Origin of the sequence: Candidatus Chloroploca sp. Khr17, from assembly GCF_004138165.1 — a bacterium.
Lineage (GTDB): Bacteria > Chloroflexota > Chloroflexia > Chloroflexales > Chloroflexaceae > Chloroploca.
On record NZ_RYFF01000019.1, the window covers coordinates 77375 to 101367 of the forward strand.

The following is a 23993-nucleotide window of genomic DNA, read 5'->3' on the forward strand; positions in this document are numbered from 1 at the left end:
GAGCTTGTCGAAGCCAAGCCCTAGAGCAGAAAACTTTTGTTACTCACCAGCCATTAGTCTGTAACAAAAAATGTCTGGTCGCGCCGCCGACCACGAATGCTGATCACGAATAACCGAAGAGGGGCGTTGCGGTGCGGTATTCGTTTATCGTGGCCCCATTCGTGGTCGGCGAACGACGCCAGAAAACTTCATTCACAGACTAGAAAGGCTTCAGGTTACGTGACCACACGCTCATAACAAGCATACCGTTTTGCAAAGCATCTGCACAGAGAGTGAATACCCCTTGCAGAGGGGAAAATTACATTAGGGAAGAGGTTGACCTTGCAATAAGACAGCGCGGAGTTGTTCGCGCAGGGCGAGGAAACGGGGGTGGTTGGTCACGGCAAAGTCGCGGGGGCGGGGCAGATCGACCGTCAGGTCAAGCAGCACGCGCCCGGGGCGGGGCGAAAAGGCATAGATGCGATCCGAGAGCAGAAGCGCCTCGTCAATATCATGCGTCACCATGATGATCGTGCGGTCAAGCGTCGCCCAGAGTTGCAAGAGCCACTGTTGCAGGGTGGCCCGCGTGAGGGCATCAAGTGCGCCAAAGGGCTCGTCGAGCAGCATCACGGGGCGGTGCCAGAGCACGGTGCGTAGCAGGGCAACGCGCTGGCGCATGCCACCCGAGAGGGCCGCAGGGCGCGTGTCGGCAAAACCGGTCAGGCCAAAGGGGGCTAGCAATGCCTCGGCTTCGCGGCGCGCTGCGGCAACGTCGCCCCCCTGGACAACCGTCGCCAGCACGGCATTCTCGATCACACTACGCCACGGTAGCAGAGCGTCGCGTTGCGGCATATACGCAACCAGACCCCGCTGCCCGGTAATCTCCTTGCCATCAAGCAGAATCCGCCCGGCGTCAGGGCGCTCGAGCCCGGCCACCAGATTAAAGAGCGTGCTCTTGCCGCAGCCACTCGGCCCGACCAGGCTGACAAACTCACCCGCCTGAACTTCCAAATGGACATCTTCAAGCGCATGAACAAGTGTATGTTCAGAAGGATACGTTTTTGTAATTGAATCAAGGATCAGCGTTGTCATACCTGTAATGCTAACACACGCTATCTGATAGCACAAGCAGGGCTGGTGCAAAGTCTAGGGCGATTGCATCTTCCGTTCGTGGGGCCGCTCTGCTCGCGGATCGCGCGCATCCGCCCATACCGTCGGCGTAAACGCCTCGGCTACGCAGGGCAAAGCCGGCCTGCGCCGGCTGGAGGAGGCCACGCAGGTGGCCTTTGCTGTCCAGGAGCCGAGCCGTTCACGGCCACGGCAGGAAGATGCAATCGCCCTAGTGCAAAGTCCCAGGAGGGTTCGATAAAGTCCGCAGATGACGCAGATGACGCAGATTTAGAGCGTCCGCATCTGCGTCATCTGCGGATGATCAGGAGGACTTTGCATCAGCCCCGATAAAACAAGCGCTTGCTTGCGCAAAGGCCATGGTTTGTGGTATGCTTTATTACGCAGTGCGTCATAATGTAAGTGGAGTATGCGCCTCGATCTGGAACGTCTTTCCACCGCAGCCTGGCGCACGGCAATCTTTGGAACCATCTTGGCTTACTATGGAGAAACCCTCAATGGCAATGGCGACATTCGAGCGCGAACTGGATTTTTTTCATCTTGACGGGCTATTGACGCCTGATGAGCGTGCGGTACGTGAGCGCGTCCGCGCCTTCTGCGATGAGGCGGTCATTCCGATCATTGCCGATTATTGGGAGCGGGCCGAATTTCCGTTTGAACTGGTTCCCGGCCTGGCCGCGCTGGGCCTCGCCGGGGGTACGATCAAGGGCTATGGCTGTCCGGGGCTGAGCCATGTGGCCGTGGGCATCGGCGCGATGGAGCTTTCGCGGGGCGATGGGAGCGTCGAGACGTTTTTGGGCGTCACCAGCGGTCTGGCGATGCAAGCGCTGGCCTTCTGTGGTTCCGAAGAGCAGAAACAGCGCTGGTTGCCGGCGATGGCGCGCCTCGAACTCATCGGGGCCTTTGCGTTGACCGAGCCCGAGGTTGGCTCAGATGCGAGCCATATTCGGAGCACGGCGCGCCGTGTCGGGGATCGGTATGTTTTGAACGGGGCCAAACGCTGGATCGGCAACGCCTCGTTTGCCGATGTGGTTGTCGTCTGGGCCAATGATGAAGCGACCGGCAAAGTCGGTGGGTTCCTAGTGGAGCATGGAACACCCGGCTTCGAAACGAAAGTGATCGGTGGCAAAATTGCCAAGCGCCCGCTGAAAAATGCGGCGATCACCATGACCAACGTCGAAATCCCCGAAGCGAATCGTCTGCCGGGGGCGCGTTCGTTCCGCGACACGGCGCAGATCCTCAAGGCAACACGCTACGGGGTCGCCTGGGAAGCCGTTGGGCATGCCCTGGCCGCCTTTGAACTGGCCCGAGCGTATGCGTTGCAACGTGAGCAGTTTGGTCGCCCAATTGCCTCATTCCAGCTCGTCCAGCAAAAACTGGTGGTGATGCTTGGCGATCTGACGGCGGCCCAACTGATGGCCTGGCGGCTCAGCCGCCTGCTTGATGAAGACCCCAACCAGGTCACCGAAGGCATGGCCTCGCTTGCCAAACAGCAGTGCGCCGCCCGGGCCCGCAACGTCGTCGCCCTGGGGCGCGAATTGCTCGGCGGCAACGGCATCTTGCTCGAACACCACCTCGCCCGCCACTTCGCCGATATGGAAGCCGTGTACACCTACGAAGGCACCAACGAGATCAACTCGCTCGTCGTCGGCCGCGAGATCACCGGCTTGCAAGCCTTCGTATAAGCATCACCTCTGGCGCGGTGGGACGGCTTGGCCGTCCCACCGTGCCAATACCACCAGCCTTATTGCCGCCCGCCTTCACCAAGTCGTCAAGTGAACTTCCCACCGACTCGGGACATCTGCCTCACGCAACCGGGAATGCGTTGTGATAGCGTTACATCCAGCCTACCCTCGAAACAGGTTGAGCCAGGAGTAACCGTATGCGCGACCAGAGACTGCGGCAGATCTTCTCATTTGTCCTGCTATGCATACTCATCATTCCAGCCCAGGCATCGATCCGGCCTGTCGATGCCGCACCCGTCGCTCAGGGCGGATCGCCAGTTGAGTTTCTAGAAGATCGGAGCGAGTTTACCGGATTGATGACGGGTGTGAGTCGCTTTGTCGTTGGTGGGGGCTTCCTCTACTGGTGGAAATGCCCTTCGACCGGCCCGGCAGCCACACCGACGGCAGAAACGTATCTGCGCCGCTGGAATCTGCGCGGCGGGTTTCCCCTCACCCTGACCACCGCGCCGCCCTGTAGCGGGGAGACGATTCCCCACGCCATCGCCGACGAAAGTGGGTTCTACTACTGGATCAACGATCGCATCTACCGTCATAGCATTGCCGATCCATTCAACGCTGTGACCGTTACCACCGCAGCGCAGGCTGGCGCTACCGCCATGACCCTCGACGGCGATCAGCTCTACTGGGTCGCCAACGGTGACATGTTCGTCGTGCCCCGCACAGCCGTCTGGAGCGATGACCCGCGTTATGACGATCCGGTTGAGTCTATCGGGCGCAGTGGCACCGACGCGCGCAACCTCACCGTCAGCGGCCCCTACCTCTACTGGTTCTCTGGTGGCCGGGTCTACGAACTGCGCAAAGATTGTCGCTATGGCGACTGCACCGCTCGCGATCTCGGCCTCGATAACGGCGCACATCTGGTGAACGCTACCAAGATCGGCCCGAGCCTGGGTCAACTGACCACCCCGCTCTGGGCCTCGCCGCGCTCGATCGGCAGCGTGAATACCAGCCCCTACGCCGCCGGCCCAAATATCAAGGGCGAGAGCTGCGTATCGAATGTGCTCGGCACCTCGTGCAGCATCAGCACCTTGTACACCGCCAACATTGGGGCGAACACGGTAAGTGGGCCGATGGCAGTCGGTGGTAGGTACCTGTTTTTCATTATCGGCCGCCAGACCTGTGTGCAAGGTACCTGCTACCCCGATAGCGGCTATTCCAGTTACCTGATGAAGTACAACCTGGATCAATCGGTCTTCGGCGCAAATCCCTTTGACACGCCGCAACCGATCGCCTGTTCCGATTGCCTGAACGGTGCCTACGGCATCACCGACACCCCGCCAGTCTTCGTCGCCAACGGCTGGGTCTACTTTGTCGCCGTCCGCACCTCGACCGGGCTGCGAACGATCGCTCGGATTCGTGCCGATGCCCCGGCGGTAAGTTGGGATCAAGAGGCCCAGGCACTTGAAGTTGTGCAGAGTATTCAGAGTCCGGCCAACGATGTGCCACTCGTCGCCGACAAACCGACCTATGTCCGCTTCTTTGGCCGGGTCAAAACCGGCCCACGCCTTGCCGCCGCCGATGCCGTTTTGTATGGAAATACAGTCGGTGGCGCGGCCCTACCTGGCTCGCCACTGCGTCCGATCGACGGCAATCAAGCGCTGCTCCCCGGCAATGACGGCTCCAACCGTGCCGACCCAGAGGCGGGTTGGGTGTTTGAATTGCCGACGAGCTGGACAAAAAGCGGAACAATCCTGTTGAGTGGAGTGATCGATCCTGGGCAGCGCCGCTTCGATCCGGATGCGAACAACAACCGAACGCCCGCCCGCAGCTTCACCTTTGTACGCAAAGCGCCGATTTGCGCCGTCTTCATCCCGGTGCGTACCGCGACTCCCGCAGCGATGTTCGGCCCTGCCCACAATCTTGCCATTGAAACCGCTCGTCGCATCCTGCCGGCCGCAAACATCTGGGTGTTCGCGCAGAACGAGGATCTTGCCGAAACCGAGGCGCGTTTTGGTGTCCCGCCCTGGAAGTTCGGCCCGTATGAACTTCCAGAGGATAAGGACAAGATTTTGCTGTCACTCTGGACGCGGGATCAACTCTCTGACGATCCCGACCAGTGTGATGAGGCACGCGCCCGGACGCACTATGTTGGCGTTGTTGCTGGCGATACCCCCGGCGATCTGAATGGATCGGGACGATTGGGCGGTGATCAACTCTTCTTCCGCCTGCCCTCGGGCGATCTCAGCGCCGGCTGGCGTATGCGAACGGCACCAACACTAGCGCACGAACTCGGTCACAACTATGGTCGTCGTCACGTCGATTGCCCGACGGGCAATCCGGCCAATGCGGCGGGTTACCCGTATCCAACCTGCCAACTTGATTTCGACAACAACGCTGATCGGCACTACGCCTTTATCAACCTGTCTGGCACCAGTCGCTTCGAGGTAGTGTTGCCGACGCAGGCCGGCGATCTGATGTCGTACGCACATAATCTGGAGGTACCGCTGCCGCGCTGGATCAGTGACTTTACCTGGAACGGCCTCATGAACGAGATCCCGAACGGCGCTGCATTGCGTGCGCCTGCACCTGCGCTTGCCGCCACAGGCGACACCGTCCTGATCGGCGGGACGATTCTTCCGAGCAACAATACAGGTACGATCAGCAGTGCCTGGGTGATACCTGAGGCCGCAGTCAGCGCAGAGATGCGGGCGAAATGGCGGCGTGATGCAGCACCGATCGCCCTTGCCGCAGAGGGTTACACCCTAGACTTGATCGATCCCGATGGCACCATGCTTGCAACGCATGTGGTTAATCCTGAGCCGTTAGCTGATGCGGAAGAGGGTGCCCAGATCTTCACGCTTACGTTTCCGGCCCCTACCGGGACGGTGGCACGGATCGAGTTGCGTGCAGGCGAAACAATGCTCGCTGTCGCGACAATCGGTGCCGGCGCACCAACCGTGGCGATCACGGCCCCAACGAGCGGGGCAAGCCTCGGTGACAGCCTGACCATGCGTTGGCGCGCCAGTGATCCTGACGGCGACCCGCTGCGCTACACGATCCAGTACAGTCACGACAAGGGCGTAACCTGGCGTGCGATCCGGGTCGATCAGCCCGACCTGGCCGGTGATGAAGAGACGTTGGTGCTGAACAACATCAGCGATTTGCCCGGCAGCGACGAGGCATTGTTCCGGGTGATCGCAAGTGATGGATACCATACAACGCTTTCCGCGCCAGTAGCGGTGCAGACACCGCAGCGCGCCCCAGCGCCGCTGATTCTGGCCCCAACTCCCGGTCAGAGCATCCCGGCGGGTACGCTGCTGGCGTTGCGTGGTACGGCTTCGGATGCCGAGGATGGCATCCTGGAAGGTGCAGCCCTGCGCTGGCAACTTGACGGGCAAGACCTGGGCAGTGGTGCTGAGCGCCTGGTGAGCGCCCCGGCACCGGGAAGACACACGTTGACCCTGCTTGCCCGCGACAGCAATGGCCTCGAGACATCCACCGCAATCAGCTTCAATGTTGCGCCGCTGCAGATCCCGCAGGGCAACCCACCAATGCTCGACGGCGAGTGTGACGACGTAGCATATGCCGACGCATTCCACCTGAGTCTCGCTACATATGCCGATGGAGGCCGCGGCAGTGCCCTGTTACTACGATCTGGTGGGCAACTCTGGGCGTGCTTCGCTGGACTCAATCGCGCCGAATCAGGTAACTCGGGCAGCTTTGTCGGCGTGCGCATCGACGGCAACGGTGACGGTGGCGCACCACAGACCGACGATGTCGAGTTTCAGGTCTTTGAGGACAGCAGCTTCTTTACCCATCGTGGCGACGGCAACGGATTCGCCGCAGCGGGGCCAGGTGGCCTCGAAGCGCGGGTTGTGGTCGAGGACGACTACTGGAGCGCCGAACTGCGCATTGAGGCAACTGCGATCGGCGATCTTGAGCGAGCCGTAGCCCTCATCGCCGCTCAGGGCGGTGTCACCGCTGCGAGCGATCACTACACCTGGCCAGAGGCAGCCACATGGGATGAACCCGCCACATGGGCTGATACCGCCCTCGGCGATCCCGGTCGCGCCATTCATGTCAATCCCACGTTTACCAGCGTCGGCAACAGCGATCTGACCCTCACGATCACCGGGGAGGGCTTTACAACCGGTGCCACAGCCTTGTTCAACGGTGCGCCTCTGTCGACAACCGTCGTAAGTGCCAGCCAACTGAGCGCCGTGGTGCCGACCGAGCAATTAACGACTGCGGGCATCTTCATGGTAACGGCGGCCAACCCAGGGTTCGAGGCTGCACCGGGTGATGGCCTACCGTTTGAAGTACACAATCTGGTGCCGACGCTTGACTCGGCATCGCTCACAGGTACGACTTTAGCCGTCCATGGGCGTAACTTTGCGCCCGATGCAGAAGTGATGTTTAATGGGCGCACCGTCCCAACAAGCTGGATCAACGCCGACACGCTCCGGGGAACCGCTCCTGCCGACGAACTAGCTGCCCCCGACGCACTGGTAGGCGTCTACAATCCCGGCCCTGGCGGTGGCCTATCGAATTTGCTGGCGCCTGCAACGTCTGTGAATCGCATCTATCTCCCCATGCTCCGTCGATAAGCGTTCACCCTTCTCCTGGGAGCGCGGGCGTCCTGCCCGTGCTCTTAGGCGTGCCTGTTACCCCAAATGCGAACACGTACACAACCCATACTATTTGACGACTTGCACCGCTAAGAGTATAGTGGAAGGGATGTGCCACTGATATGCATTGATCAAGGTAGTCTATGTTGCTCTTGACGGCTGAGACGTTACCGATTGACTATTTGCTCAAGAATACCCACCCCACGACGGTCAAAGCTGGGCGTGAATTATATGACCGTGGGGCTGCGCGGGTTATCGAGAGTACCCACCTTTCCGCGAAATTAGAGGTGGAAGAGCCTGGCAAAGAGTTGGTCTATGTGACGGTGAATCTTGCAGGCAACCAGATTTATGTCAATACAAGCGCACGCACCCAATATGGCTGGGGCCTCTGCAAGCATCGTGTAGCCGGCGTGCTGACCCTGCGCGACTATCTGCAGGCCAATCCTCCTTCGGTCTGGCGCGCCGTGCTTGACCGCGCTATTCACGCGCCCCCCCGCCGCACAACTACCGCTGCCTTGAACAATGTGATCCTCTTTAGCCTACAAGAACGCGGTCAGAGCTGGGCTCTGCTGCCATATAGCCTCAATGGGCGCTTCCTTCCCCCTGATCATGAAGGCAACCCTGACCGCGTTGCCCAGGCGATCGAGCAAGACAAACTGGCCGAGCAGGTCAAGATGATCCGTAGTCAGATCAATCCCGATAGTTACCCTCTGGTGCCAGTTCCCATCATTGCCGCCGCCAATACCGCGATTACGGCGAGCAATAGTTACGGCTACTGGTACACCGGCACCAAAACGCTCGGCACCCTTTTAGCAATGCTCGGGGGGGGCCTGATCTATGCCGGCACTGATGTGGCCCCGCTGAGCCTGGGACGCCTCTATGTTCAAGAGCATCCGGCTACCGTTGAACTTGAGGTGACTAGGCACAGCGACGCCATCGAGGCAACGTTTCGCGCCTCGCTTGATACGCAGAGCATTGTCTTGCGCCCGGGCCAAGCCCATATTTTGACCCGTGATCCGCAGTGGATGCTCGCTGATGAGTATATCTTCCGGATCAATGAATTTGGCCCTGCCCCCGATTTAATGACCGAGCATCCCCGCCTGCGCATTCCAGCCAAAGATGAGGCCGAGTTCCTCGATAGTTATCTCATTCCGCTCAGCCGGACGGTGCCCGTGCGCGGCGATGTGGTGCAGTGGGAAGAGGTTGAGGCTGAACCTGAGCCGCGGATTTATCTCGCGGAACGTGAGGGTGAGTTGGTCGCCGAATTGCGCTTTGGCTATGGCGCGTGCGAGGTCCCCTTCGAGAAGCAAACGCCGATCGAGACGGTGACCCGCGTCGAGCAGACGACAACCTTCGCCCGCATTCGGCGCAATGCGATTGCCGAACATATGGCCCAGCAACAACTCGGGGCCAGTTTTGGCCTCAAACGCGGCTCGAATGCGCACGAGTTTGCGCTGCGCAAGTCGGTCGCCCCGGTTGATTTTTTGCTGCGTGATGTGCCCAAACTCGCTGCCGCCGGTTTTACCGTCTTTGGTGAAGATGCCCTCACCTCGGCCCGCGTGAATCGCCATCGCCCTTCGATTAGCTTCAATGTTAGCTCGGGCATCGATTGGTTCGATGTCGAGGCCGTGATTACTTTTGGCGATCAGGAACTCTCGCTCAAAGAATTCAAACGGGCGATGAAACGGCGTGATCGTTATGTCAAGTTGGCCGACGGGTCGCTCGGGGCGATTCCCGAGGAGTGGATCGAGCGTTATCGGCATCTCTTTGCTTTCGCCGAAGAGCGCGACGACGGCATGCGGCTCTCGTCGCATCACCTCGGGTTGCTCGATCAGGTGCTGAGTGAGGCTGACCGTGCCCAGACTGATGCCGCCTTTGCCGAACGCCGCGAGCGCCTGCGGAGTTTCGAGCGCCTCGAGCCACGCGCCTTGCCCGGTGGTTTTGTGGGCGAACTGCGCCCCTATCAAAAAGCCGGCTATGATTGGCTCCATTTCTTGCGCGACTATGGCTTTGGTGGCTGCCTCGCCGATGATATGGGGATGGGCAAGACGATTATCACGCTCGCGTTCCTCCAGTCACTCTATGAGCAGGAGCCGCGCCCTGCGGCGACGCTGATCGTGATGCCACGTTCGCTGCTCTTCAACTGGCAACGTGAGGCTAGCCTCTTTGCGCCCGGTCTTCGCGTCTATGTCCACGCCGACCAGGGCCGCATCAGCGAGCCTGAGCGGTTTGGCGAGTATGATCTCGTGTTGACCACCTACGGCGTGATGCTCCGTGATGCGGAATTGCTCCGTTCGTACATGTTTCACTATCTGATCCTCGACGAATCGCAGGCGATCAAAAATCCGCTCGCCGAGACGTCACGCGCCGCACGGACGCTTAAGGCGGAACATCGCCTCGTCCTGACGGGAACGCCCGTCGAGAATAGTACGCTGGAACTCTGGTCGCAGTTTGCTTTTCTCAACCCGGGGTTGCTCGGCAATCTTGACTATTTTCGTGAGGAGTTTGCCAATCCGATCGAACGCAAACAGGATGGCGAGACGGCGACCTTCCTCCGCAAGATGGTCTATCCCTTCATCCTCCGCCGTACCAAAGAGCAGGTCGCGCTCGATCTGCCCCCGCGCACCGAGGAACTGGTCATCGTCGAGATGGAAGCGGCGCAACGCAAGCTCTATAATAAGACCCGTGACCACTATCGTGCGCTGTTGCTTGGCCTAATTGATAATGATGGGCTCAATGATGCCCGCATGAAGATCCTCGAGGGCCTGTTGCGGCTCCGTCAGATTTGCAACCATCCGCGCCTGGTTGATGCGAAGTTCCGCGGGCAGTCGGCCAAATTTGAGGTACTGCTGCAAACTCTCGAAACGCTCAAGGCCGAGGGACACAAAGCGCTCGTCTTTTCGCAGTTCGTGCAGATGCTCACCCTGATCCGCCAGGGCCTCGATGACCGCAAGATCCCGTACGCTTATCTTGACGGCTCCACCCGCGATCGCCAGAGTGTTGTTGACCGCTTTCAGCAATCCGACGATCTGCCCTTCTTCCTGATCAGCCTCAAAGCCGGGGGCGTCGGGCTCAACCTGACCGCTGCCGACTATGTGATCCACGTTGATCCCTGGTGGAATCCGGCCGTCGAGATGCAAGCGACCGACCGCACCCACCGCATCGGACAAACGCGCCCGGTCTTTGTCTACAAACTGATCACTCGCGATACGGTCGAAGAGAAGATCCTCAAGCTCCAAGAGCAGAAACGTGCCCTTGTCTCCCAACTGATCTCTTCGGAAGGCGGCGTCTTCAAATCGCTCACCCGCGACGATGTGGAGGTCTTGTTTACGTAGCACTCGGCACCAATGAGCAACAACCAGAATGCGTCGGCCCAGGTTCCCGATGCGTCGGGACGCGTGCCTCTCGCCGACGGGAAGACGACAAGCTAGACTGGCTTCTATCACCACCACGTCAAAGAAAGAGCCCGTTCTCTCGCTTGAAAGGAGCACCTGTATGTCTACTGCTCGTCCCTGGACCCTGGTTGCCGCCATCACGCTGCTGATCTACACCCAGTTGCGCGACTTGCTGACCGTTGTCCTCGGTGGTCTGCCAGCCGGTGCCGAGATTATCCCACCGGTGGTCGTCTTCTTGGCCTATGTGATTGGCCTGCTCAGCATCGTGGCAGGCTATGGCCTTTGGACGATGCGGCGCTGGGCTGTGATTTTGACTATCGTCTTGATGAGTATTGGCCTGCTTAGTGCTGCGCCAGGCCTGGCGTTTGCCCCAACCCGAGAATTACAGGTTGCAGCGCTGATCGGAGTTGTCAGCAGCCTGGTCATCATCATTCTTCTGCTTCTCCCAGCGTCGCGGCAAGCTTTTCGCACCCAACAAGCTCAACCAGCATAGTCATGTTGGAACATGCATGCGCAGTCGCAACATCACAGCGCCACAGAGAAGATCGCTCAGCCTGGCAATGGCCTGGGTTGGCTGGCTGGGTGTGGTTCCACTCGCGATCAGTCTGACGTTTGCCGGGATCCCTGCGCGACGCAACGAGCTAACCGCTAGTCCCTGGATTGCGCCCTCGATGGGCGCAATCCTTGCGCTGGAGATTGGGCTTGCCCTGGTCTTTTTTGTGACGGCACTGCTGGTCACCTGGAAACGACCGCAAGAACCGATGGCACTCGTGCTCGCCATTACCCTGATCTTGCTCGGGGCCGTCGAGACAAGTCTCACCAATGCGCTTATTCTGCCTGAGCATAGCACCAGTGCGCAGCTCTGGCACTGGCCCGTGCTGGTGCTGCGCTCGCTCGAGATGATCTTTGCGTTGATCCTGCTCTATGTCTTTCCTGACGGACGTTTTGTGCCGCAATGGACCCGCCCCCTGGCTGTTATCTGGATTGGGGCCAATGTTGCCTGGTTGCTTTTACCTGATCTGCCCTTCAATACGATTTATGGACCAACCTGGCGCGCAACCCCCGTGGCATCGCTGCTGGTTGGCGTTGGCTGGTTTAGTACCGGCATCATCGCGCTGACGCTGCGCTATCTCCGCATTGATGATCCCATTCAGCGTCGTCAGACCTGGTGGGTCGCTGCGGGCTTGATCGCGGCGGTGCTCGGCGGCATTGGCTATTACGGTTTGCAAGTCATCCATTTTGGCCTCGGCATCAGCCTGCTTGGCGAGGCTTACTGGGTCGGACGTCCCGCGCTTCAGGCGGTCGGGATGGCGTTGCTACCGCTCTGTTTGGCCGTAGCGATTCTACGCTATCGCCTCTTTGATCTTGAAATTATCGTCAATCGAGCCCTGGTGCATGGTGCCCTGACGCTCTTTGTGATTGCAACCTACATCGGCATTGTCACGAGCCTTAGCTCTGTTTTTCAAGATGAAGGCAGTCTGCTCTTTTCGTTGCTTGCCACCGGCATTATTGCCGTGCTCTTCCAACCGTTGCGTCGCTGGTTGCAGGATCACGTTGATCGCTTGATCTACGGTGCGCGCCACGAACCCTACAAGGTCTTGACAAGCCTGGGCCAACAACTTGAACAGACCCTAGAGCCGGAGGCGATGCTGACCACGATTGTCACAACGGTGGCGACGACCCTCAAACTACCCTTTGTTGCGATTGCCCAGCAGGGTCCGGATGGATCGCCCGACGAGATCCTGGCCGCCTATCGGCTCGCATCAAGCGATGGCGCAAACGACAACCTCGCTGCGAGGCAACACTTTGCGATGATCCACCATGGTCAGGTGCTTGGTCAACTCATCGTCGCACCACGTTCAGGTGAGGTAAGCTTTCGCACCGACGAATTGCGCCTCTTGAGTGATCTGGCCAGGCAGGCTGGCAGCGCACTGCACAACCTACAACTCACCCGTGATCTCCAGCGCTCACGCGAGCGCATCATCAGCGCCCGTGAAGAAGAGCGTCGCCGTATTCGGCGCGATCTGCACGATGGCATCGGGCCAACCCTGGCGAGCGTGGCGCAACGCATTGGCCTCGCAACGGCCCTCATGCCGCACGACACCGAACGCAGCCAGCAACTGCTTGGCGAACTAGAGGATCAAGTGCGTGTGCTGGTGACTGATATTCGCCGTCTCGCCTACACGCTTCGTCCACCCATTCTTGATCAATACGGCATGAGCGAAGCGATCCGCATCGAGACCGAACGGATCGCCGCTACGAACATCAACCTCTGTTTCGAGGCTCCGAGCAGCCTCCCAGTGCTATCTGCTGCCGTTGAAACAACGCTCTACCGTATCGCCGTCGAAGCCGTGACCAACGTGATCCGTCATGCTGGGGCGACAACGTGTACACTTCGCATCAGCCTGGTAACAACTGATCAAACTGACCAGGTCGAACACCGCCAACAACCACCGTACTGGCTCCATCTAAGCATTGAAGACAATGGACGCGGGATGCATGCCAACAGTCTGGTCGGCATTGGCTTGCGCTCGATGCACGAACGAGCCGAAGAGATCGGGGGCAAACTCACCGTCACATCACAGCCCGGCACTGGCACAGCGATTCAGGCCATGGTTCCGCTGCTTCGTCCGTGAACGAAGTGTTCTGGTAGCACCGCCGACCACGAATACTGAGCACGAATAAACGAATATGGGCTGCCCCTGCGCCATTCGTTTATTCGTGGCCCCCATTCGTGGTCGGCCAACGACACCGGAAAACTTCGTTCACACACTAATGAGTGGTCTGTAACGTAAGTTTCTTGATCCCAACGGGGGCTTCGACAGGCTCAGCCTCCGTCTGTGCGCAACGCCCATCGTCCGCCGTTGGCTGAGCTTGTCGAAACCAAGCCCGAGAGCAGAAAACGTGCGTTACACACTACTGATCGAACAAGAGGAAAGCCTTATGGAAAGCCTACGCATCCTGATCGCCGATGATCACACGTTCTATCGTGAAGGCGTGCGGGCTATGCTCGCGTTGATGCCCAATGCCGAAGTAGTAGGAGAGGCCGTCACCGGAGAGGCGGCGATTACCCTGGCGGCGTCGCTGCAGCCCGATCTGATCTTGATGGATATCAAAATGCCAGGGTTGAACGGGATTGAAGCGACGCGTACGATTCTGCGCACAAGCCCGCATATTGCCGTGTTGATGGTGACAATGTTTGACGATGACGAATCAGTCTTTGCGGCCATGCGCGCTGGGGCACGCGGCTACTTGCTGAAGGATGCCCGCCACGACGAACTGATCCGTGCGGTAACCGCCGTCAGTTGTGGTGAAGCCATCTTTAGCCCGGCGATTGCCCAACGCATGATCCAATACTTCAAGCATAGCCACACCAATACCCTGGCCGCGATCTTCCCAGAACTGACCGAGCGGGAGCGTGAGATCCTGGCGTTGCTGGCGCGGGGCCATACCAACGAAGCCATCGCCCAGCGCCTCCATCTGAGCCTCAAGACGATCCGCAACCATGTGAGCAATATGCTCAACAAACTGCAGGTCAGCGACCGTGCGCAGGCGATTGTCAAAGCCCGCGACGCCGGGCTTGGAAGCTAAGCCAAGGATTTAGGAGCTAGAAAATAGGAAATAGCCGAACTGCCCATGCCGATCCCTCAAACCTCTGCGCCTCAGCGCCTTTGCGTCAAATAACCCGCCTTATCTCCTGGGAGTGACGGCTGGTTAGAGGGAGGCACTCGGCAAGCCACCGGCCGAACGCGCCATCAAAACGGCTCGTTCGACGGCACAGGCGAGCACATCGGCGGCAAGGCTGCCCAGCATCACCATTGGTGGGGCGGGGCGTTGCGCCGTCGCAAGCGCAAAGACGGTATCGCCATCAAAAGGCGTGTGGATTGGGCGAATCGTGCGGGCCAGGCCATCCTGGGCCATCTGCGCCAGTTTGCGTGCTTCGGCTTTGCTGAGCCGGGCATCAGTTGCAACGACGGCAAGCGTCGTATTGCCCAGCGCATCACGCTGACTGCCACCAAACGCGGGCTGAAAGCGCGGATCACGCAGCAGATCCATCGTGCTGAGCAGACCACCGTTCGCGCGATCACGGACCCCGGCGAGTTGCACCGTACCACCAGGCGTACGGCTTGCCACCGGATCGCGCCAGACATCGCCGTAGGCATTGACGGCCACGAGAGCGCCGACGACCGTGCCATCGGGGAGGATTTCGCTCGCAGTGCCGAGGCCACTCTTCATCGCCGCAGTCATGCCAAGCGCTTTGCCGACCGAAGCCCCGGCCCCGGCACCGACACAACCTTCGGCAACGAGGGTGCTCGCATTGACACAGGCAGCATAACCCATCGCAGCGTCAGGGAAACGATCAGCGCGTCCGAGCGCTAGATCAAAGAGCACCGCAGCCGGCACAATCGGCACACGCGCAACGCCCGTCTCGAAGCCATAGCCATGTTCAGCGAGCCACTGAACCACCCCGGTCACCGCCGCAAGGCCAAAGGCACTGCCGCCGCACAAGGCAATGGCATGCACCTGATCAACCATCGCCTCAGGAACGAGCAAATCCGTCTCGCGGGTACCAGGGGCACCGCCGCGCACATCAACCCCCCCGACAGCCCCGGCGGGGGTCAAGATGACCGTCACCCCGGTCAACGCCTCAAGATCGTGGGCATGGCCCACCGTCAACCCAGTGACAGCCGTAATCATCGGCGCGGCACCTCATCGGACTGAGCAAGCACAGGATAGGAGGGGCCAACGAGGGTCGCCGCCTCACGCGAGCCAGCGGTCGAACCATCGTAGGTACAATAGGGGCAGACGCTCCAAGTCAGATCAACCACCCGATCGCAGCCGGGGCAGCGACGGCGGAGATGCGCCTGACAATGGGGACACAGAATAAAATCGGGTTCAACGGGGCGTTGGCACTCGGGGCAGACATACTTCTCTTCAATATCGCGGCGCAGATACTCTTGCTCAAGTTCCCGTTCATACTTCTCGGCGATCGTCTGAGGGGGGCGGAGGACAAGATGGAGCACAAGGCCACCAAAAGGCAAGAGCAAGACAAGCGCCACCGCGAGCACCTGGACGGAGACATCATCGCTGCGGCGGCGAATATCACGATATGCCCAGAGCACAGACGCAGCCCACAAGAGGGCGAGGTAGGCCCCAAGGATCACCCCGCCCACCTGCAACAGGGGCACAAGATTCGCAAAAAAATCCTGAATAACTTCCATCTATGCTTGCAGCCTATCTACTTCAGCGTTGAGCACAAAAATAGTCGCCCCACCCACCTGAACCTCAAGCGGCGCAGGGGGATAGAACTCACCCGACTCGGCAATGGGAGGCATAGGCGAGACATAGCGAGTGCGGGTGGAACAATGCTCACGCACGACCCCAATCACGTGATCAAGATGGGCATCCTCAACACTGAGCATCAACGTCACATTGCCTTCGCGCAAAAAACCACCCTGGCTACTGAGGCGGGTCACTCGATAGCCCTCTTCGTTCAACGCATCAACAAGATTCGACGCATCCTGATGTTGAATGATAGCAAGGATCAACTTCATCCGTATGACTCCAGACGCGCAACACGCTGGACAAGCGGCTCAACTTCAGCCGCAATCTGTTCAGCAAGTTGCTCAAGCGACTGTTCGGCCTCAAGGCGGCGCCAGCGCGCCGGTTCACGGCGCATCAACTCGGCAAAGCCAGCGGCGACGCGCTGATGATACGCCAGATCGCGGGCATCGAGACGATTCCACTCAGGCGGGGTTGCAAAGGTTGAGCCTGGATGCGCCACTTCAAGCGTACGGTCACGGGCAATCCGTTTGCGTTGCAACCCCGCTTCGACATCAAGGTCAAGATACAATGTCAGATCGGGCAGCAAACCGCCGGTCGCAACCCCCGTAATCAGGTGCAACTCTTCGAGATCACGCCCGAGGCCGTACCCCTGATAGGCAAACGTCGAGTCAGCATAGCGGTCGCACAGAACAATGCCCCCGGTCTTCAAATAGGGGCGAATAAGCTCACTGACCAGTTGCGCCCGTGCTGCCGAAAAGAGCAACGTCTCGGTTGTCGGGGCCATCTCGGTATGGCGCAGATCAATCAAAATACGACGGATCATCTCACCAATGCGTGTGCCACCTGGTTCACGAGTCAGGATCACGGGATAGCCCTGCGCCTGGAGGCGCTCATAAAGCAACCGTGCCTGGGTACTCTTGCCACTTCCTTCAGGCCCCTCAAAGGTGATAAAGACACCCATCTTGCTGCACCATCTCACTCAAAGCTTGCCCACGCTCCTATTATACCCTACGCATGAGCAATAAGAAACAAAACCCACCTAAGACCAATCCGTTGCAAAGAAGGCGATTGTTTTGACGCAAAGGCGCAAAGGCGCAACGTTTTTCGCGTAGGTGAGCGAACCCTTCGTGTCTTCGCGTGAGCAGAAGGCTCAGCGAAAGATCTTCACTCGCCGATTCGCCTCTTCGCCGCGGCTCTCGGAGCGCAAATTGTACCGATCAGCCATCTGGTGTTGCAATTTGCGAATATAGCTACTTCGCGGGGCGAGTTCGACCATCATCTCTTCGCCATTCATCACCTGGGTAATCGCTTGCTCGACCTCAAGTAATGCTTCTTCAACGATACTACTCTCATCACCACGGCGTCCAGAGCCAGCCGTCTCATCGTAGTCACCGTCGCGGAGGTTGAAGACGAGAGCCAATTGGCGTTCCATTTGGGTGATCGTATTATTGCGCAAGACATAGACGGGCACACCCTGTTCTTCAGCTTGGCGGAGACGTTGCGCACTCTGGCGATAATAGTTTTTGAGGGTCATCACCAGGGTCGCATCGTGCATATCACGCACAATCACCGCCGGCACCCGCAGACGTTCAATTGCCGTTTCGAGGCGATTCCGGCTGACCCCAAACGGAAAGATGCGCTGGGTTGGTATCTGGCTCGCCGCCGAGGTTCCCGGATTGTTGACGGCACCAGGCACACTCGGCGAGGCCCCGGTACGCTCACGCAAGCGCGGGCCAGCGGTACCCATCAATTCACCAAAGCCTGCTCGCCCGCCACGGCCCCCCATGCGCTCACCGGCACGCTCACGCATACCCCCAGTGCGCCGACCAAGAGCGGGCGCATCGATCACCTCACGGCGCACAGCAACCGACTTGACTTCGCCATCGGCATCACGTGAGCGAGCCTCGGCGGGCGGATCTTCGCCGCGCAGAATCGCATCGACAGCCGCAGCCACATCATCATACACCGTCACCTGATCCCAGCTCTGGATCTCGACCAGCACATCGAAGGTCGGGGGGGCCTTGCGCTCGAGCACCGTCTTTTGCGTACCGCGTCGCCGGGCCTCATCGTCGCCGAGGGTCACGGCCTGGATCCCACCAACGAGATCAGAGAGGGTCGGATTGACCATCAGGTTATCGAGTGTATTACCGTGGGCCGTGCCAACAAGTTGCACACCGCGTTCAGCGATGGTACGAGCGGCCATCGCCTCAAGCTCGGTACCAATCTCATCAATGACGATCACCTCGGGCATATGATTTTCGACCGCCTCGATCATCACCGCGTGCTGGCGCGCCGGGCTAGGCACCTGCATCCGTCGAGCGCGGCCGATGCCCGGATGGGGAATATCGCCATCGCCCGCGATCTCATTCGAGGTATCAACAATCACGACCCGCTTACGGAACTCATCGGCGAGCACCCGGGCCGTCTCGCGGAGCAACGTCGTCTTACCGGTACCGGGCTTGCCGAGCAAGAGAATGCTCTTGCCACTTTCAACCAGATCACGAATAATCGTCACCGTCCCAAACACCGCACGCCCAACGCGGCAGGTCAGACCAATGACGCGCTCTTGGCGATTACGGATCGCCGAAATACGATGGAGGGTACGTGGAATACCGGCGCGATTATCTTCGCCAAAGGTACCGATGCGGGCCGTCACCGCATCAATCTCGGCCTGGGTCACCTCACGGTCGCTCAGAAAGAGCTCCTTCTGGCGATACCGAGCCTCGGGCAAGCGGCCGAGATCCATCACAATCTCGAGCAGATCAGCGGAAGCCTCTTCACTTTGCAACAACGCCTCGGTAATATGGGGGGGCAACGTCGCAAGCAACAGGTCAATATCGTTCGTCACCTCGTGGTGCTGTGACATAAGTATCTTCAGTCCTCTCTGGGTGCAGCAATGCGGGGCACAGGCATCTGTACCTCAAGACCAGGCTCCAACGACGGAACAAGCAAAGGGCGCCGCACAGGGATCACAGTATGTTTCACAAGCAAGGTCTGCTCATCAAACACCTCAAAGCCAAGCCCCTCGACGGGAGCAAGCAACTCGCCCTGGTACTCACGCAGTAACAGATAGACGGGGCGATTATCAATCAACTGAGCAAGCCCAAAACGCAACACATCAACCGCCAGATCGCGGGCATCGGGGCGAATCAAGAGACTGAAGACATGGGCGCCAGGGCCACTGACCATGCGCAGATACGCCGCCAAATCATCATCAGGCCCCAGCACCCAAGCTCGTACGCGGACGCTACTCCACCGTTGCGTCAGCGCCCAATTGCGCGCATTGCGCACCTCGGCCTGTTGCACCGGCGGGGGTGTTGTCGCGCCATAGAGCTTATGGATCGCCCAGTGATCGCGGCGCGACTGGACGCGCATAGGGGCAAGGCTCGTGCCCTGGTTCCAATCAGGCCCCGAGAGTTGCAGAATGGTCGCATGCGCATAGGCTTGAAAGCCAATCTGGCGGAAGATCTCGCGCAACTCACCAAAGTGAGCAGGCGGGGCCGCGTAGAGGCGCTGGATCTGATGGTAGCCCGCATGCACACAGATGCGTTCGAGCAAGCGATACCAGAGCTCGTAATCACTGGGCAAGCGGGCCATACGGGGGCCATTCGTCGCAAGATAGACAATATCCTGCTCGGGGCGGCCACTGCGCCCACTCGCCTGCAGCACCGCATTGCCCCCCCGTTCCTGATAGGTAACGGTACTCATGTCACGGCCATTGCCCTGCAGCATGCACCGCAAGGCAAACCAGGCAGGCCGATGTGACTGCGCAAGCAAATGTTCAGTAAAGAGCAACACGTGATGGCGGGGCTTGCGCCTCAGTGACCAGAGATCGGCGGGCGCGACTGAGCGTATCATAAAATACTACAGCGTGAGTAAGTAGAGTGGCGAGCAACACGCACTGGCTACAACTCCAGAAAATAGCGATGCACACGATCATCAGCGGCCAATTCGGGATGAAACGTCGTCACCAGCAAGCGACCCTGACGAGCCGCGACAATCGCACCGTCTTCCAAACGCGCGAGCACCTCCACCTCTTTGCCAACCATCTCGATCTGAGGGGCACGGATAAAGACCCCGCGAAGTGGCGGCTCACCGAGCAAAGGGATCGGCAAAAGAGTCTCAAAACTATCAAGCTGACTACCGTAGGCATTACGACGAACCGTAATATCCATCACAGCAAGGGTCGGCTGGCCACCCTTTTTGACATCGAGCACCTGACGGGCGAGCAGAATCGCCCCGGCGCACGTCCCCCAGATCGCCAGATCGTGCCCAGCGCGTGCGCGAATCGGCTCGAGCATCTCATAGCGATCGAGCAACCGACCGATGGTTGTACTCTCGCCACCGGGAATAATCAAATGACTGACTCCGGCAAGCTGGCGAGGCAAGCGAACCTCAACCGGTGCTGCACCAAGCTGATGCAGCACCGCAGCGTGTTCACGAAAATCACCCTGAAGGGCGAGGACCCCTACTGGCATACAGAACCCACTACCCTCTGCAAAGCGACTACCACCCGCGCTGCGCCATCAACTGCTCGGCAGGGATTTTGCTGATCTCGATCCCAACCATCGCCTCACCGAGGCCCTTGCTCACATGCGCAATAATCTCGGGATCATTGTAATGGGTCGTCGCCTCAACAATCGCCCGCGCCCGCTGCATCGGATTGCCACTCTTGAAGATGCCCGAACCAACAAAGACGCCATCAACCCCGAGTTGCATCATCAGGGCTGCATCAGCAGGGGTTGCAATGCCACCGGCGGCAAAATTGACCACCGGCATGCGGCCCGTCTCAGCGACTTGGCGCACGAGCTCATAAGGGGCCTGGATCTCTTTAGCATAGACAAAGAGCTCATCTTCGCCCATACTCTGCAAGCGACGGATCTCGCCATAGACAGCCCGAGCGTGGCGCACGGCTTCGACAACATTGCCGGTACCGGCTTCACCCTTGGTACGGAGCATCGCGGCACCCTCGGCCACACGCCGCAGACCCTCACCAATATTGCGGCAGCCGCAAACAAAGGGGATGTTGAACTTATGCTTATTGATATGATGCTCTTCATCGGCGGGGGTCAGCACTTCGCTCTCATCAATATAATCAATGCCGAGCGCTTCGAGCACCTGTGCTTCAACAAAATGTCCAATCCGAGCCTTCGCCATCACCGGAATGGTCACAGCCTCTTTGATCGCCACGATCAACTCGGGGTCACTCATCCGCGCAACGCCACCCTGGGCACGAATATCAGCGGGGACGCGCTCGAGCGCCATCACCGCAACTGCACCGGCCTCTTCGGCAATGCGCGCCTGTTCAGGCGTGACCACATCCATAATCACGCCGCCCTTCAGCATCTGGGCCAGGCCTACCTTGGTCGTCCAGGTAGACTTTTCCATTCCGCTCACCTCTGTCTTTATTTCGGGCGAACTATCAGCACACTCTTGCGCTGACTCGTCACGCCTATGCTTTGTTGCATAGAATATTTTACCATAAGCCAACATGCGGGGCAATGCGAGGCAAAAAATAGGTAGAACCCTTCTCCTGGGCGCGAGGGCGCGACGCCCTCGCGCCCAGGAGAAGGGTTCTACCGCACGGCCTGTTTGAAGCAAGGCGCCCTCGCTTCCAGGCTTGCCTGTTACCTCGTAAGCAGGTCAATCTCGGCGAGTTGCAGAAAACGGTTGCCATAGTCGTCCTGACTGAGTTCGGTGCCAAGAAGCCGGACACAGCCGAGGGTGCGGGGGGCAATGGCGAAGGTGATCGGCTGGTTGCTCGGTTGCGGATACCCAAACCGCGTGACCAAGGGCCGCCAGTTGCCGACGTCGGTGAAACGCGGGTCGCGGGGGTCACAGGTGTGGGTGGCATCCGTCACCGCATACTGCAGCACGAAGTCTTGGGGAAAACCCAGCGAGCGATCGTCTGGGCCGGCCCGCGGGCTCAGGCGTACCTGGCCAACCTGGGTCGGTTGGGCCAGCACCACGGCGGCCCACTCACTACTCGCCAGATGCTCGGTATGGATGCCACTGCTCCAGGCTGTCTGGGAATTACCATCCCGAAGGAGTTCGGGACTCCAGTCGGCCCAGGTGGACGAGGCCGTGGCCTCACGCCGGGCCAGGGCGTGTTCACCATCAAAGACCGTGACTTCGGCGAGTTGGAGAAAGCGATTGCCATAGTCGTCTTGACTGAGTTCGGCCCCGAAAAGCCGGACACAGCCGAGCGTCCGAGGGGCAAAGGTGAAGTCGATGGGTTGGTTGCTCGGTTGGGGATAGCCGAAACGGGTGACCAGAGGCCGCCAGTTGCCCACATCGGTGAAACGCGGGTCGCGGGGGTCACACGTGTAATTGGCATCCGTCACCGCATATTGCAGCACAAAGTCTTTGGGGAAACCGAGTGAGAGGTTATCGGGGCCTGCGCGAGGCACGAGCCGCACGCGGTCAACCTGGCCGGGTTGCGTTAGCACCACGGCAGCCCACTCACTACTTGCCAGATGCTCGGTATGGATACCACTGCTCCAGGCAGATTGAGGGCTACCATCATGCAAACGGGCAACACTCCAGTCAGCCCAGGTTGACGAGGCCGCCGCTTCGCGGAGCGTCAAGGCCCGTTGACCAATAAAGAGCGTCATCTCGGCGAGTTGGAGAAAGCGGTTCCCATAGTCATCCTGACTCAGTTCGGCCCCAAAGAGGCGCACACAGCCGAGCGAGCGTGCGGAAAAGGCGAAGTCAACGGGCTGGTTGCTCGGTTGCGGATAACCAAACCGCGTGACCAGGGGCCGCCAGTTGCCCACGTCAGTAAAGCGTGGATCGCGAGGGTCACACGTGTGATTGGCATCCGTCACCGCATACTGCAGCACAAAGTCTTTGGGGAAGCCCAGCGAGCGATCATCAGGGCCGGCACGCGGGGTGAAGCGCACGCGATCAACCTGGGTCGGTTGGGCCAGTACCACCGCGACCCACTCGCTCCCGACCAGATGCTCGGTATGGATGGTACTGCTCCAGGCGGTGTGGAGCGCATTGTCATTGAGATAGGAGCCACGCCAGTCGGCCCATGCGGACGAGACCGCCACTTGACTGATGGCGAGCTCGATGGGACGCGGGGTCGGGGTGGGGCTTGCGGTCGGGGTGCGGATAGGGACACGGGTTGCGGTCGGGCTTGCGGTTGCGGTCGGGCTCGCAGTTGCGGTCGGGCTCGCGGTTGCGGTCGGGCTTGCGGTTGCGGTCGGGCTTGCGGTTGCGGTCGCCGTGGGAAGTGGCGATGATACAAGCTGAACCGTCAAGCCACGGGTAGTCTCAAGCAACGAGGTTCCAGCATAGGTAAGATCACTCTGCCGCAAGAGCGATGGCTCACCCAGATTAAAGGTGAGCTCAGTTGTGCCTTCATCATTGAGGGCTTGCAAGACAAACGTCCCCACAACAAACGTACCACTCGGGAAAGGAGCCTGTAGCGCACCCACAACCAGATCCAGGGTACCTTCGGTAGTATTCACCTGACTCAAGAGGCGCACAGGCAGCGCCGAGCCTGGTTCAACCTTCAAAATGGCAACCTTGCTGGGATCAAAATCGAGGAACGCGGCAACACCGTCAACCATGCGTGACCCTGCCACTGCTTCGATCGTCACGGTGATCGTTGACCCGGCAGCAAGCGTCAGCGTTGAGGGGTTCAGGCGTAGCATTATTTGAGCTTCGGGCAACGGTGTTGCGGTTGGCAATTGCGTTGACGTCGCTGTTGGTGAACTGGTCGGGGTTGGCGTCGCGGTCAAGGTTGGCGTCGCGGTTGGTGGCGCGGTTGGTGGCGCGGTTGGTGGCGCGGTCGGCGTCGCGGTTGGTGGCGCGGTTGGTGGCGCGGTTGGTGGCGCGGTCGGCGTCGCGGTTGGTGGCGCGGTCGGCGTCGCGGTTGGTGGCGC

At 59.6% G+C, this 23993-nt stretch carries 16 protein-coding genes; 6 read left to right on the forward strand and 10 right to left on the reverse strand.

The window, feature by feature from the left end; translation table 11 throughout:
- Window positions 1-303: 303 nt before the first annotated feature.
- Window positions 304-1071, reverse strand: coding sequence for an ABC transporter ATP-binding protein (locus EKD05_RS13030; protein ID WP_129673385.1), 768 nt, complete (start codon window positions 1069-1071; stop codon window positions 304-306).
- A 533-nt stretch (window positions 1072-1604) separates the two neighbouring features.
- Here EKD05_RS13030 and EKD05_RS13035 point away from each other — a divergent pair.
- The 6 genes from EKD05_RS13035 to EKD05_RS13060 all read left to right on the forward strand — a co-directional run bounded on the left by EKD05_RS13035 (window position 1605) and on the right by EKD05_RS13060 (window position 14406).
- On the forward strand, window positions 1605-2792 hold the full coding sequence (locus EKD05_RS13035) for an acyl-CoA dehydrogenase family protein (protein WP_129673387.1): 1188 nt from the start codon (window positions 1605-1607) through the stop codon (window positions 2790-2792).
- A 197-nt stretch (window positions 2793-2989) separates the two neighbouring features.
- A complete protein-coding gene (locus EKD05_RS13040) occupies window positions 2990-7399 on the forward strand; it encodes an IPT/TIG domain-containing protein (protein WP_129673389.1) in 4410 nt (1469 codons plus the stop codon).
- 164 nt (window positions 7400-7563) lie between these two features.
- Window positions 7564-10755 carry a DEAD/DEAH box helicase gene (locus EKD05_RS13045; protein ID WP_129673391.1) on the forward strand — a complete coding sequence of 1064 codons (3192 nt, stop codon included), beginning with the start codon at window positions 7564-7566 and terminating at the stop codon, window positions 10753-10755.
- 160 nt (window positions 10756-10915) lie between these two features.
- A complete protein-coding gene (locus EKD05_RS13050) occupies window positions 10916-11308 on the forward strand; it encodes a hypothetical protein (RefSeq protein ID WP_129673393.1) in 393 nt (130 codons plus the stop codon).
- A gap of 16 nt (window positions 11309-11324) precedes the next feature.
- Entirely contained in the window at window positions 11325-13451 is a 2127-nt protein-coding gene (locus EKD05_RS13055) for a histidine kinase (RefSeq protein ID WP_129673395.1), read from the forward strand.
- Window positions 13452-13758: 307 nt separating this feature from the next.
- Entirely contained in the window at window positions 13759-14406 is a 648-nt protein-coding gene (locus EKD05_RS13060) for a response regulator transcription factor (protein ID WP_129673397.1), read from the forward strand.
- Between the two features lie 123 nt (window positions 14407-14529).
- Here EKD05_RS13060 and EKD05_RS13065 read toward each other — a convergent pair whose 3' ends face one another.
- The 9 genes from EKD05_RS13065 to EKD05_RS26350 form a co-directional block, all read right to left on the reverse strand.
- Window positions 14530-15513: a P1 family peptidase gene (locus EKD05_RS13065; protein WP_129673399.1), complete on the reverse strand. Its 984-nt coding sequence runs from the start codon at window positions 15511-15513 to the stop codon at window positions 14530-14532.
- Window positions 15510-16037 (reverse strand): zinc ribbon domain-containing protein, encoded by a 528-nt coding sequence (locus EKD05_RS13070; protein ID WP_129673401.1) that lies wholly within the window; start codon window positions 16035-16037, stop codon window positions 15510-15512. Before EKD05_RS13070 ends, EKD05_RS13065 begins: the two co-directional genes overlap by 4 nt.
- Window positions 16038-16370 carry a cyclic-di-AMP receptor gene (locus tag EKD05_RS13075; protein ID WP_097652499.1) on the reverse strand — a complete coding sequence of 111 codons (333 nt, stop codon included), beginning with the start codon at window positions 16368-16370 and terminating at the stop codon, window positions 16038-16040.
- A complete protein-coding gene (gene tmk, locus EKD05_RS13080) occupies window positions 16367-17062 on the reverse strand; it encodes a dTMP kinase (protein ID WP_129673403.1) in 696 nt (231 codons plus the stop codon). Before tmk ends, EKD05_RS13075 begins: the two co-directional genes overlap by 4 nt.
- Before the next feature lie 189 nt (window positions 17063-17251).
- On the reverse strand, window positions 17252-18967 hold the full coding sequence (locus EKD05_RS13085; RefSeq protein ID WP_129673405.1) for a R3H domain-containing nucleic acid-binding protein: 1716 nt from the start codon (window positions 18965-18967) through the stop codon (window positions 17252-17254).
- An 8-nt stretch (window positions 18968-18975) separates the two neighbouring features.
- Window positions 18976-19959 carry a hypothetical protein gene (locus tag EKD05_RS13090; protein ID WP_129673407.1) on the reverse strand — a complete coding sequence of 328 codons (984 nt, stop codon included), beginning with the start codon at window positions 19957-19959 and terminating at the stop codon, window positions 18976-18978.
- 47 nt (window positions 19960-20006) lie between these two features.
- Window positions 20007-20579, reverse strand: a complete 573-nt coding sequence (gene pdxT / locus EKD05_RS13095; RefSeq protein ID WP_129673409.1) for a pyridoxal 5'-phosphate synthase glutaminase subunit PdxT — start codon at window positions 20577-20579, stop codon at window positions 20007-20009.
- A gap of 28 nt (window positions 20580-20607) precedes the next feature.
- Complete coding sequence (pdxS, locus tag EKD05_RS13100) at window positions 20608-21489, reverse strand: pyridoxal 5'-phosphate synthase lyase subunit PdxS (protein WP_129673411.1); 882 nt, start codon at window positions 21487-21489, stop codon at window positions 20608-20610.
- Window positions 21490-21728: 239 nt separating this feature from the next.
- The coding region (locus EKD05_RS26350; RefSeq protein WP_205703939.1) for a cohesin domain-containing protein at window positions 21729-23993 on the reverse strand (2265 nt) is incomplete at its 5' end.